The organism is Paenibacillus sp. FSL R5-0766 (genome assembly GCF_037971845.1).
GTDB lineage: Bacteria > Bacillota > Bacilli > Paenibacillales > Paenibacillaceae > Paenibacillus.
The window spans coordinates 769,726-783,448 of record NZ_CP150227.1 but is presented as its reverse complement, the minus strand read 5'-3'; the positions used below and the strand labels follow the sequence as shown (position 1 = coordinate 783,448).

Annotated in this window: 10 protein-coding genes; 1 reads left to right on the top strand and 9 read right to left on the bottom strand. The window is 48.5% G+C overall.

Annotation, left to right across the window (positions count from 1 at the left end; translation table 11 throughout):
- Positions 1-215: 215 nt before the first annotated feature.
- The 9 genes from MKY66_RS03640 to MKY66_RS03600 all read right to left on the bottom strand — a co-directional run bounded on the left by MKY66_RS03640 (position 216) and on the right by MKY66_RS03600 (position 10,551).
- Positions 216-1,769, bottom strand: a complete 1,554-nt coding sequence (locus tag MKY66_RS03640) for a response regulator transcription factor (RefSeq protein ID WP_076216733.1) — start codon at positions 1,767-1,769, stop codon at positions 216-218.
- Positions 1,744-3,531, bottom strand: coding sequence for a histidine kinase (locus tag MKY66_RS03635; protein WP_076216732.1), 1,788 nt, complete (start codon positions 3,529-3,531; stop codon positions 1,744-1,746). The genes MKY66_RS03640 and MKY66_RS03635 overlap by 26 nt, the downstream gene beginning before the upstream one ends.
- A gap of 250 nt (positions 3,532-3,781) precedes the next feature.
- Entirely contained in the window at positions 3,782-5,104 is a 1,323-nt protein-coding gene (locus MKY66_RS03630; protein WP_076216731.1) for a stalk domain-containing protein, read from the bottom strand.
- A 201-nt stretch (positions 5,105-5,305) separates the two neighbouring features.
- Positions 5,306-5,596: a hypothetical protein gene (locus tag MKY66_RS03625; RefSeq protein WP_076216730.1), complete on the bottom strand. Its 291-nt coding sequence runs from the start codon at positions 5,594-5,596 to the stop codon at positions 5,306-5,308.
- Between the two features lie 230 nt (positions 5,597-5,826).
- Positions 5,827-6,699: an inositol monophosphatase family protein gene (locus MKY66_RS03620; protein WP_076216729.1), complete on the bottom strand. Its 873-nt coding sequence runs from the start codon at positions 6,697-6,699 to the stop codon at positions 5,827-5,829.
- Between the two features lie 98 nt (positions 6,700-6,797).
- A complete protein-coding gene (gene uvsE, locus MKY66_RS03615; RefSeq protein ID WP_076216728.1) occupies positions 6,798-7,799 on the bottom strand; it encodes a UV DNA damage repair endonuclease UvsE in 1,002 nt (333 codons plus the stop codon).
- A 155-nt stretch (positions 7,800-7,954) separates the two neighbouring features.
- A complete protein-coding gene (locus MKY66_RS03610; RefSeq protein ID WP_017690758.1) occupies positions 7,955-8,278 on the bottom strand; it encodes a hypothetical protein in 324 nt (107 codons plus the stop codon).
- 30 nt (positions 8,279-8,308) lie between these two features.
- Positions 8,309-9,409 (bottom strand): D-alanine--D-alanine ligase, encoded by a 1,101-nt coding sequence (locus tag MKY66_RS03605; RefSeq protein WP_036614110.1) that lies wholly within the window; start codon positions 9,407-9,409, stop codon positions 8,309-8,311.
- A 137-nt stretch (positions 9,410-9,546) separates the two neighbouring features.
- Positions 9,547-10,551: an amidase domain-containing protein gene (locus tag MKY66_RS03600; RefSeq protein WP_036614248.1), complete on the bottom strand. Its 1,005-nt coding sequence runs from the start codon at positions 10,549-10,551 to the stop codon at positions 9,547-9,549.
- 377 nt (positions 10,552-10,928) lie between these two features.
- Here MKY66_RS03600 and acnA point away from each other — a divergent pair, with 377 nt between their 5' ends.
- Positions 10,929-13,643, top strand: coding sequence for an aconitate hydratase AcnA (gene acnA, locus MKY66_RS03595; RefSeq protein ID WP_076216727.1), 2,715 nt, complete (start codon positions 10,929-10,931; stop codon positions 13,641-13,643).
- Positions 13,644-13,723 lie beyond the last annotated feature (80 nt).

The window sequence follows — 13,723 nt, the reverse complement described above, 5'->3', positions numbered from 1 at the left end:
CTCCCCTTTTATGTTGATATGGTTGTGTGAACGAGTTATCCTTTTATTTCTGATAACGCTTTCACAAACTTGTTAATGTCATTTTCGCAAATGTACGACCAGAGTTGAATACACAAAACCGTCTTGTTGGTTCAAAAAACAGAGGAGGACAACAGTCCCCTCTCGGCGCTGTTCGTCCTCCCCAGACATGAATCACATGATTTGGTAGTCCATTGTTATATGCCGATCCTGCGGAATTCCGTAGGTGTCATACCGGTCCACTTTTTGAACACCTGACTGAAATATTGTGAATTCCCGCCAAATCCGAACAATTCAGCAAGCTCAAACACTTTCACATCCCCGCCTCTGCGAATATGGTCACATGCGCGTTCAATGCGTAGACGATTCACGTAATTGGAGAAATTCTCTCCTGTGACTTTTTTGAAAATCTTGCCCAAATAATCGGGATTCATATACAACATCTGATGGGCGACTCCATTGAGAGAGAGATCCGCCTCTCCATAATGACGATCCACGATATCCATCATCTTCTCCACGGCAGAAGACTGGCGACTGATATGGTTTTTGTAATAACCGGAAGTTAATCGGGCTGCACTGCTTGCAACAAAAGACTTCAAGCCAGATAACGTATCGATATGCGGCAGTTCTGCCATACGCTGGGTGAATTCCGTTGCCTCCTCAGGTGGACAGACATGAACCATCGCCGAGTACAGCTGCACTACGTAAGAGCGAGTCACTTCAATTTCCAGCTGCTGACGTGATAATAGATCAAACAGACGCTCCACCTCTACCGCTGTTTCCTCGGTATTGCCTGATTTGATCAACTGACACAGTTGCTCCGCATCCTGTTCTACATGTAATCCGTCGCATTCTCCGGCCAGTACCAGATCATTCTTTGTAATCAGCTTGCCTTCACCGATAAAAAAGCGATGGTTCAGATACTGCAACGCCTCACGAAACAACCGCCGGGACTGAATCATTCGATCTGCTTCACTCAGCGCAGCGGTCACTTCCAATTTATATAGTCTGGTGAATGCAGCCCGAACCTCTTCAATACTTTCTTTCAGTCCGGCCGGATCAGCTGAATCCGCGAGCAGAATGAGGAGTTTGCCTTCAATGGTCGTGCTTAACAGGACATGTGGGAGCAGGTCACTGGCAATGTTTTTGATCGCAAATAAGTGACTGTAATCATGTTCATCTACAATTCGGAACAACAGTAACCGAACTGCGTTCTCTTCAAGCTCCAGATCAAACAGCTCCTGATAATACTCCAGATCAACCGGCCCATAGGTGCGGTTGGTCATGAACTCCAGCAGAAATTGCTCCTTCACATGCGGAAGGACACGCTGCAATCGCTGTTTCATCTCACCTGCAACATGCTCCTTCACCTGGGCATCCTGATGTTCCTGCAACAGTTCAGTTAATGCATCATGGATCTGATTCTCGTTGCAGGGTTTGAGCAAATAATGCTTCACACCGTATTGCATCGCTCTGCGAGCATATTCGAACTCTTTGTAGCCGGATAACATTATGAAACGTACACCCGGATATGCTTCGGATGCCTTCTCTATGAGTCCGAGACCATCCAGACCTGGCATGGAAATATCCGTAATAATAATATCGGGTCTCGACTGCCCAATTTTGTCCAATGCTTCAATCCCGTTCCTCGCCGTACCCACCAATTCCGTTCCTGCCGCGGCCCAATCGACCACTTGGGAAATCCCCTCCAGAATGACACGTTCATCATCTACGAGCATCACTTTGTACATCGTCATCGTCCTCTCTGATCCAAGGTATGCTGATCGATACTACAGTTCCTGATCCGGGCTTGCTGCTCATCACCATTCCACCTTCATCGCCGAAGGTCAGTCTGATTCGTTCCTGGATGTTAGATAACCCAATGCCCTGTCCTCTTGTCTGAATACGTCCTTCGTGTAGTTGTTCCAGGAATTCCGGTGTCATCCCCGGACCGTCATCCTCGACTTCAATAATCACCTTATCTCCCTCTGCTCTCGCCCGGATTCGAATCCGGCAAGGGTCAATGCTTGGTTCGAGTGCATAGTGTATGGCGTTCTCCACCAACGGCTGTAATGTTAACTTCGGTATCCGCGCCGTTCCTACCTCTGGGGCAATCTCCATATCGAAGTCCAGTCTTTCCTCAAAACGCGTGCGCTGAATCGTCACGTAACTGCGGACAATGTCCAGCTCTCTTTCCAGTGTTATCCACTTCTCGGACATGTTCACAGAGCTACGCAGCAGAAATCCGAGGGCCTCAACCATTTCCGAGATCTGTCGTTGCTTCTGTACTTTAGCCAGCCAGTTAATCGATTCCAGCGTGTTGTATAGAAAATGTGGATTAATCTGCGCCTGAAGCGCTTTCAACTCCGTCTCACGAATCACCAGTTGCTTCGCATAATTCTCATCAATCAATTCACGTATCCGTTGAAGCATCATCTTGAATGTGCGATGCAGCAGCCCAACCTCATTCTGTGGAGATATCGGAACATTGCCGAGAGCAGCCTCCTCCAGCTTATCCAGATCGCCTTTTTCGATATTACGCATCTTTTTGATCAACTGTGCAATCGGATGAGTAATACTGCGAGAGAATCTCGCTCCAATGATAAGCGCCGCCAGAAAAATCATAATGAAGATCACCGTGACCAACTGTTTGACAAACTGGATTTGTTTAAACATCTGGTCAAACGGGGTTGTGTACAAATAGGTCCAATCCGTATAGGAAGAATGGGCACGAGCTACAAAGTGTCTCCCCTGCTCCAACATGGCAATCCCATAGGGCTGGGTGCGCTTCAGTTCAGACTCAATCTCGGCTTCACTGACCGACGATTCTGTTGGATAGATCACTTCTTTTCCATCCGTAATGAGTAATTGGGAGTCCTCAGCCGGTTCTTGCATCTGGTCCTGTACAATTCGGTCCAGCCGTACGCGGATGATCAGTGTGCCGAGGTCCTCCAATGTAAATGCTCCGCCAATAAAGGATTTCACCTGTCGGACCGACAAAAGCCTGGACTGTTTATCCCCACTGGTATGCCATGCATTGGAGCCCGAGTATTGCTGTCCCAGTGCAACCAGTTCCTTTTGCTTCGACTCCGAAATTCCCTCCCGATTGCCTGCGGCCATAACGTTATTATCATTATCGATAAATAGCATGGAATAGACGTATTTTTCGGAACCGGCATAAGCGACTAACCTGTTGGTAATTTTTTTGCGTAATCCATTTTTCTCATAACCCGTTTCGGCCTTTTTCAGTTGGAGCAGATATTGCTGAAGCGGCTCGTCCGACATCACCTTGAAGGAGAGATTAGAAATTTCACGAAGTTGATTCTCAATACCTACCGAAGACATATTGAGGACCTGCGAGGATTTCTCATAGATCTGACGGTCATAGATACTGAACACATATCGGAGTACGGACGCATAAAACGTAAAGCTGATCAACATCAAAAGTCCGATGAGAAGAATCGTTTTGTGATGAATCGGCAGTGTTGTGAAAGCGTTCTTAATTTTGTTCATCCTAAGCGCTCCTTTGGCTTTCGAGGGGTGCCTGTCATGCTATAGGTTAGTGGTTTTATTGTAAGTTATTTTCATATTTACACATCCATTGGTCATCTGACAAGATATATTTATGCAACATTTCAGGTCATTAGAGAAGGTATACATCTGTGTCAGCAACGCAAAAAGAACACAAAACAGCCAGAATACCTTGAACAGATCAAGGGATTCTGGCTGTTGAATAACATCATGCTAAAGCATGAACTACAATTTACGGGTTAACAAAAACAGTTTTCAGCTTCGCTACATATTGCACATCAAAGCCAAGACCTTCAGCCACCATGGCAAGTGGTACATATGTTTTGGACTCTTTGCCTACCTTATTCAGGAATGCAGGTGTATCCACAGTAACCGATGCTCCATTTACCTTCACAGCATTGGCACCAATCTTCACAGCAACCTTTCGGTCTCCATATGTAATGGTTGCGGTTGAAGTTTTGTTATCCCACACCGTAGTAGCCCCGACAGCGTTTACGATGTCTTGAATCGCCACAAAGTTTTTGCCGTTACGGATAATCGGTTTGTACGGTGTATTTAATGTTTTGCCACTCACAATAATGTTCATCGGCTCACCTGTCGCAGGTGCAGTCAGCTTGGTGTAGTCGCCCCAGATCGTTTTGGCAAATACTTCGGCAATGGCCGCATATCCAAATTGGTTCGGGTGGAAATCACGATCTTTGATCATATGTGTCATCGTGCCTTCACCACCAACAAACTCCTTGGCCACGTGTGCGACTTTGACATCGGTACCCTGAGCAGTGAATTGTGCTGCAATGCCATCAATGGTCTGTGTGAAACCTTGGGATGCCTCCATCAGTTTGGCATAGAGTGCCTTGCCTGCTACTTCTGGCATCGGTTGATACTGATCGGCGATGACAATTGTAGCTGTCGGATTAATTTCATGGATATCATTAATCGTTGCACTTACATTGGCTGTATATGTTGCGAGTAATTCTTTTACCTTCGCTTGCAGATCCTGATCACTCAGTTTGTCTGCTGTACCGAGAAGCTCAGATACATCATTTCCCCCAATGGTAATTGCAACCAGATTGGCCTGTGCTACACTCTCACGGATTGTAGCAGTATTGGCTCCGATCTGTCCCGCTCTTGGATCAGGAAGACTTGGTTGAATGGCTTCAGAAGTCAGCGTTTTGCCATCCTTAATTGCAGTAGTGAAATTTTTCAGGCCACTGGTTTTCAATCCGGCAATCCCGTAGTTGTCCACCTGTGTACGTCCATGCAGCAAACCTTGCTCATGCAAACGTTCTACATAACCATATGGCAATTCTTTTGTGTTGGGCTCATAACCTACCGTTATGGAATCTCCCAATGTGACGATGCGGAATTCCTTGGTTACGGCTACTGCATCTTTCTTCGCTGTCAGCGAAGTCTCGTTTGTACCTGCTGGCAATACACCGGTTTTGGTGTCAGCCGCGTGTGCAGGCAGTGCAGATGATGTAAAGAGCAGCATTCCTGCCAACATGCTTACTGTTAAAACGGCAGCTGTATTTTCCCATATCCGTTTACGCTTCATTCAGGTAACACTCCTTCTCGTGAATCTATAATTACACTAATATATAGTACATCGGTCATTCCAATGATATAAGTCGTGTTACTCTATTCTATCATTTTAAAGTAGGCGTTGTCCTCTCTACTGAGAGCACACATGAAATAACAGACTCCCTGGAGGGGAGCCTGTTACTGGTTAAGCTCAGCTATGACGTTCAGTGATTAGTTAAGATTGCGGCTTATTTGAGTCTTCAGCAATCAAATGACCCTTGTCGCTCTCCGGTTTGTTCCCGGTAGCTCGCTCCAGATATCGATCATAACGATCATCCACTTCGCGTGCCATCTTCCGGTACTTTAACGTTTCCTCGACAATTGGATCACGTTCTGTCTGGATTCGCACTTCATATTTGGGAGGAATCAGCTGGCGTTCACGCTGATCGGTGTCGCCGGACTCTTCCATGTCCCCTTCCGTCAGCATATCACTGAGCCGTCGTTCCAGTTCTTTGGATTCATCCATTGTTCTCGCTCCTTTAATTAAAGTCATACATGCGTTAATTATTACTATTGTACTTTCACTTCGTGTACAGAACCATCTTCCGATCGCTGTTATCCCCAGATTTCTTTGATTCCCTTTTCCAAGGGAGAAATCCGGCGATAAAGGCGAGCGCTCCGCTTCTTCAGATGCTTTCTGTCCCCTCCGTTAATGTACAATTAAAAGTAATTAAAGCATGGATGAGTTGAATAAACTCACTCCAGACCGGTTGCTTTCGCTTCCTTCAGTACATCCGTCAGTGCATCATGGATTTTGCCATTGCTGGCAACGACATGATTCACAGACAGTTGGTAAGGCGTTCCGATGGTATCGGTCACCTTGCCACCAGATTCTTCAACCAGCAGCGCACCTGCGGCAATATCCCACGGTTTCAATCCAACTTCGGTGTAAGCGCTGAGACGTCCTGCGGCAACATACGCCAGATGAAGGGCGGCAGATCCGCCTGCACGCAAGTTACGAACTTGCGGAGCAAGCGCCTGTACAGCGGCCATATTCAGTGGCAACGCAAAGGTTGTGTCTGCCGGGAATCCAACCGCAATCAGGCTCTGAGCCAGTTCCTCTTCACCAGATACAAGCATCCGGTTTCCGTGAACATATGCTCCTTTCCCTTTTTCCGCAACAAACATTTCATCACGGGAAGGGTCGTAGATCACGCCGACAATGACTTCACCATTATGAGCCAATGCGATGGATACCGAATAAAACGGGAATCCGTGTACAAAGTTTGTCGTTCCATCCACAGGATCAACAATCCACAGGAACTCTTCTTCCTCAGCCTCTTTCAGTGCTTTTGCCGAAGCTTCCGGTCCCGGTTCAACGCCTTCTTCACCCAAAATAGCATGGTGGGGAAAATGCGTGAGAATCAGGCGGCGGATCATCTGCTCCGCTCCTTTATCCACTTCGGTCACCAGATCTTGGGGTGAATATTTGGTACCAATTTCAGCTACCGTCCCAAGACGGCTTTTGATCCATTCGCCAGCTTTGGAAGCTGCATTAATGGCAACGGCAGTATAGCTTTTGCTTGTCACGACATAAGGTGTCTTTTCCTTCTCATTCAAAGCGTTCACTCTACTTTCTATATCAATCTACGAAAAGTTGAAATACTTGTTAAAAGTATACGCCCCACAGGTCATAAAGTTTCTCGTTGCCCAGGCCCCTTTTGGCACTACGGATGAATGATGACGGTAGACTCGTCCACCCACTCCACACCCTCTTCGTGATAGAATGCCAGCTTCTGCATCAGTTGCACAAGAGCCTCATCCTTGCGTTTGGCCTCAATCATCACGTCAAGTCTTGGGGTGTCTGCTGCGATATGACGCAAGAAATCGAGCACAGGCTCTACCTCTACACCATCAGCATGACCTCGCAGATCCTTCTCGCTCTTCGGACTGGAGACATGAATTTTGGGTGGCAATGGCTGATCAGCCGGTGAATCTGCCTGGGCAAGCGGCGACTGCCAGGTTTTTAGAATATCAGGCCACAGATCCCATGCCTGTTCTCCTTCGTTGTTCACCCACTGGTGATGAATATCCAGCACCATGGGCAATCCCAAGCGCTGGCACACGGCTAGTGTCTCAGGCGCATTGAACGTTTTGTCATCATTTTCGAGTGTGAGCCGCTCCTGAATGTCCCGATCCAGCTTCAAAAAGTTTTCTTCAAAACGAAGCGCCGCCGAAGGCTTGTCCCCGTATGCACCACCAATATGTATATTGTTCTTGGCAGTGGCATTCAGTCCCATGGCATCCAGCATCCGGACATGATGACGAAGGTCGCGGATCGAGTTGTGCAGAACTTGCTCGCGGGGGGTACTAAGTACGGTAAAATGATCCGGATGAAAGGACACACGCATATGATTTTCCTTCACAAAATCACCAATGGCCGCAAAGTCCTGCTTCAGTGCCGGGAACGGATCCCAGTCATTCAGGTCCTCGTGTGTTGCCAGTGGAATCAATTTGGAAGAGAAGCGATATACATGAATATGGCTACCCTTGTTGTGCCTGAGCAAACGTAATGTATTGTGCAGGTTCTCGGCTGCAATCCGTTCGAGCTTGCGGATCGCTGCTTCCCTGTCATCGATTTTGTTAAAACTCGACATGGTCATGGTCCGGGAAGGCGAGGCGTTCTCTATAAGCACGGACATTGCCACGTAACCAAAGCGTACGAGCATGAATCTCTTCCTCTCTATTAGGGCGGAGAACCCGCACGGCATATTCAGCCGTCAGGATGTACCGTCACTGTATATAACCAAGTTTTACCCTAAAAGAGTGACCATAATCGTATTCTGGCAAATCAGTCCTTCCGACCCGCACTTACAGTCAACAACTACTCCTGTGCTTGCTCTCCAAAGAACATCTCATCCGCAAGGGCAGTCTGGATGCGTGATTCTTCCTCAGTCAATTTGCGGATGAGTAGCATCTCCACCTCGGTTACCTCTTGCCCCTGGAAGTTGATCTCCGCAATGGAAACCACGATCTTGACGATGGCTACAGCCACGTTATCCGGTGTGTATGCAATCACTTTCTGGCCGGTAGGAAATACCCGGAAGCCCTGTTTGACCATTTTGCCGCGTCCGTATTCAAGCAGTTCGAACAGCTCCTGCTCATTCTTGAACTTGCATACGGAATTGAATTCAGTCTGAAATCCCATGCATATCCCTCCTGATCTTGTGGTCGCAGGCTACGCCTGTACGCCGTTCTCGTAATTCAGTGCCTGCTTGCGGTTGTAACGCTCCAGTGCCAGTTCAATCATGCGATCCAGCAGTTCGGCATACGATACACCTGTCTCACGCCAAAGAAGTGGATACATGCTGTATGGTGTGAAACCAGGCATGGTGTTGACTTCATTAATAAGCAAGGCGCCGTCATTTTTCCGAATGAAGAAGTCGGCACGTGAAATACCGTTACCTTCAATCGCACGGAACGCCTGCAAAGCTGCCTCGCGAATGCGATCTGCGGCCTCTGGGTCCAGTGGAGCTGGAATCAGCATCTGTGATTGACCATCAATATACTTAGCTGCATAGTCATAATACTCACCGGAGGATACGATCTCACCTGGAACGGAAGCCATGGGCTCGTCATTGCCGAGGACACTGACCTCAACTTCGCGGGCTTCAACGAACTCCTCAATGACAACCTTCGTATCATACCGAAGTGCGAACTCGACAGCTGTCTTCAGCTCATCGCGGTTACGTGCTTTGGAGATGCCTACACTGGAGCCCAGATTCGCCGGTTTGATAAAACATGGATACCCCAGCTGATCTTCGACCTGCACGATCATTTCGTGCTCTGTCTGCTTCCATTGTGTCGCGTTAAAATACGTAAAAGCACATTGGTCAATGCCGGCCTGTGCAAACAGCTTTTTCATGACCACTTTGTCCATGCCGCCAGCCGAAGCCAGTACACCTGCACCTACATATGGCATATCCGCCATCTCAAACATGCCCTGAATGGTGCCATCCTCTCCAAACGTACCATGCAGCAGAGGGAACATCACGTCCAGCGCTTCTGCTCCGCCATACAAACGGCCAAACAGGGCGTTCAGCGCATCCTGCGTTCCGCCTGCCGATTGCTCCAGCTTCAAGTCTTCAATCTGCGCGAACGGCGCATGCATGACAGGTCCTTTTTTCCACGTCCCCTGCTTGGAGATATAAAAAGGAACCAGTTCATACTTTTCATAATCAAATGCGTTTGTTACAGCAAACGCCGTTTGCAGCGACACCTCATGCTCGCCCGATTTTCCGCCGTACACGACGCCTACTTTTAATTTATCCATACTCATGTGTACCCTCCGATTATCTGTGCCTGATGCTGTCATGTTTGCATGCTCAGCACCCTTGTTATTCTGCTTGCATTATCTGGTCTTATTTTACACGGAACTGGATGTCTGCGTCACCGCATCCCGAAAATCTTTCGTCATCAAAACTCATCTGCAATATGAAAAAGCCGGTATACCGTCCGCTCCGTCCAAGCGTAAGAATCCCGGTAATCCCAAAATCGGTGACGGCTGCTAACCGTATGTGCGTTAACAAGCGGCATGCCGCCCGCATCAAACGCGGTCACAACGGTGCTGTGCTGAAATCGTCCATCTCCATCCCAATCGTAGAGAATAACATCGCCGAGCATCAGCTGCTCAGGACGCTCTACTTCTGTCGCGGTCAGACCCCAGCTGCTGCCTGACAAATAACGCTCCAGACTGTTGGAAACTGCCCAACTGTAACTCCACATTTCGGAGCCGTTCACATATCCTTTATACCACCAGCCGGCTTCTCTTCTACCAGTATAGTGGATGGGTGCGCCCCCTGCAAAGAGACATTGGGACACGTAATTGGTACAATCCACATCAAATTCCTCAAATGCCGGATTCCCCGCATTCCACCATCGATCTGCATAGGCAACCGCCAGATCTCTGCGATATGACTGTTGCCGTGAGCTTCTTCCTTGACCCAGCACTTCCCGATTCAGCAGCGGCCGATTCATCGCCTGTACAAAATCAGCTTGTTGAAACGGACGTCCTTCCCCAGCAGGGCGACGCTCCGGCACTTCTCGCTCGACCCGTCCAATGATCCATCCACCACTCTGCCGCAGAAAGGTTAACCGCTCCCGCTCAATCCGGTCCTCCCGGTGGGTGATCCCGCTCTTCTCGTAGAACAGTCTGCTGTACAATTGTACATCCACCACTGCTTCTTCCTGGCCATCCATAAGCGTGCGTACAAGCTTGGCGCTGGTCTCGCTGCGAAGAGGCACGGCGCGCCGCTTACGATACCATTCGTCCAGCCTTGCCATACGCTCTCCCCGTTCCACCACGAAGTCAGGATCGGTAACGATCCGTTCGCTGGTCTGTGGACGGTAGTCGATCTCACAGCGATTGTACTGGTTCACGTAAGTATATAAGGCACTCTTCCATTCCCGTTCCAAGCCTATGTCCCCCTTTGGCATGAGTTCTGTCTGGAATATTTCATTGCGTATATAAACTCCTACTATTCATATGAAAGGGTCTTCGGTTGTATGTACACGGCTCAGGAGGGAGATCCGAAATTCAGCAAATACAGGTACACAAGATATCTTATTCCTGCTCGCTTCACGTAAACGCCTTCATCGGTCCAAAAGCTTGCTTGATCAGGCAAAAAGACCTTTACGTACGGAGGTGAAAACGGTATACTTAAAACTAAAGTTATGATTATGAAATTACGTTTCATCTGATGAAACCAACACACAAGAACACGGAACGATGAAGGCCTGTTCTTCACCTAAATGAACGTTTTCTTCATCTCACCGACACATCCCAAGGAGGTACATGTATGTCAGCAAAGAATCATTTCTCCGCCGCTCGCAGTCTTGAGGTTGGAGGCAAGTCTTACCGCTACTACAGTCTCGATGCTCTTCAGGAAAACGGCCACGGCGATCTTTCCAGGCTCCCTTTCTCCATTAAAGTGTTGCTTGAAGCAGCAATTCGTCAATTCGACGGACGTGCCATCACCGAAGAACACGTAAAACAACTGACCGGCTGGGCAGATGGCCGTGACAATAACAAGGAAATTCCATTCATCCCTGCACGTATCGTTCTGCAGGATTTCACCGGTGTACCGGTTGTCGTTGACCTCGCTGCAATGCGTGATACTGTGAAAAAAGCAGGCGGCGATCCAAAACAGATCAACCCGCTCGTACCTGTCGATCTCGTTATCGACCACTCCGTTATGGTTGATGCTTTTGGTACCAACGATGCACTTGATTACAATATCAAAGTTGAGTTTGAGCGTAATGAAGAGCGTTACCGCTTCTTGCGTTGGGCACAAACGGCGTTCAACAACTTCCGTGCAGTTCCACCATCCACAGGGATCGTTCACCAGGTTAACCTGGAGTATCTGGCTTCCGTGGCAGCAACAAAAACCGTTGACGGCGAAACTGTTGTTTTCCCGGATTCCCTCGTAGGTACAGACTCCCACACCACCATGATCAACGGACTTGGCGTTGTTGGTTGGGGTGTTGGTGGAATCGAGGCCGAAGCAGGTATGCTGGGCCAACCGCTTTATTTTGTAACACCGGACGTTATTGGTTTCAAACTGACAGGCAGCCTGAGTGAAGGCGCAACAGCAACGGATCTTGCACTGACCGTTACCCAATTGCTTCGTAAAAAAGGCGTTGTTGGTAAATTCGTTGAGTTCTACGGACCAGGTCTTGCCAACATCGGTCTGGCTGACCGTGCAACAGTAGCCAACATGGCACCAGAATATGGCGCTACCATCGGTTTCTTCCCTGTTGATAGTGAAACGTTGAACTATCTGCGTAACACTGGCCGTCCTGACGAACAGGTTGAATTGGTTGAAGCTTATTACAAAGCTCAAGGCATGTTCCGTACTTCCAGCACCGTTGATCCTGAATTCACAGATGTGATTGAACTGGATCTCGGCTCTGTTGTACCAAGTCTTGCCGGACCAAAACGTCCACAGGATCGCATCGAGCTGACACAAATGAAAGAAAGCTTCAACAGCATCATCCGCACACCTGTAGATAAAGGCGGCTACGGTCTGAGCGATGAGAAAATCGAACAATCCGTACCTGTGAAGCATCCGGACGGTTCCAACAGTGAACTGAAGGCAGGCGCTGTTGTGATCGCGGCGATCACAAGTTGCACGAACACTTCGAATCCAAGTGTTATGGTTGGAGCGGGACTGCTGGCGAAAAAAGCAGTTGAACGCGGCCTGACCAAACCAGGATATGTGAAAAGCAGTCTGACACCAGGCTCCCTTGTTGTTACCGAGTATCTGGAAAAAGCAGGTCTGATCACGTATCTCGACAAACTCGGATTCAACGTTGCCGGCTACGGTTGTGCAACATGCATAGGTAACTCCGGCCCACTGCCGGACGAAGTGAGCGAAGCTATTGCTGAGAACGATATGACCGTAGCGGCTGTATTGTCTGGTAACCGTAACTTCGAAGGCCGTGTGCATGCACAGGTTAAAGCCAACTATCTGGCATCACCACCACTCGTTGTGGCATATGCACTTGCGGGTACAGTGAATATTGACTTTGAAACCGATCCAATCGGTTATGATACGAACAATGAGCCTGTATTCCTGAAAGACCTCTGGCCTACATCCGAGGAAATCAAGGATACCATCGCAAGTTCCCTGAACGCTCAGATGTTCCGCAACAAGTACGAGAATGTATTTACAGCCAATGAGCGTTGGAATTCAATCTCTGTACCGGAAGGTGAATTGTACGAGTGGGACCCGAACTCCACGTACATTCAGAACCCTCCGTTCTTCCAAGAGCTTGGCGACAAGTTGAACGATATCGCAGATATCCGTTCTGCACGTGTTATGGCATTGCTTGCGGATTCCGTAACAACGGATCACATCTCGCCAGCAGGTAATATTGCACCATCCAGCCCGGCTGGACTGTACCTGAAAGAGCATGGCGTAGAGCGCAAAGACTTCAACTCCTACGGTTCACGCCGTGGTAACCATGAAGTGATGATGCGTGGTACGTTTGCCAACATTCGTATTCGTAACCAGGTGGCTCCAGGCACCGAGGGTGGTATTACGAAGTACCTGCCAACGGACGAAGAAATGTCCATCTATGATGCTTCCATGAAGTATCAGGATGAAGGACAGAACCTGATCGTTATCGCAGGTAAAGAGTATGGTACAGGAAGCTCCCGTGACTGGGCGGCAAAAGGAACATTCTTGCTCGGCGTCAAAGCCGTTATCGCAGAAAGCTTCGAGCGGATTCACCGTAGTAACCTGGTCGGCATGGGCGTAATGCCATTGCAATTCCAGGAAGGTCACGGCTGGTCCAGCCTCGGCCTGAACGGACGTGAAACGTATGACATTACTGGCCTCAGCAATGATGTGAAGCCAGGACAAGAGTTGAAAGTTACCGTAACTCGTGAAGACGGTACACAGTTCGACTTCCCTGTTATCGCTCGTCTGGACAGCATGGTTGACGTGGATTACTACCATAACGGCGGTATTCTGCAAACCGTATTGCGTCAAATGATGAAAAAAGCTTAATGATATAAATCATTAATGTGATGAAGTTATACAAAAGCTCCCTGCCACGTGCAATCAGCACGTGGCGGGGAGCTTTTTGG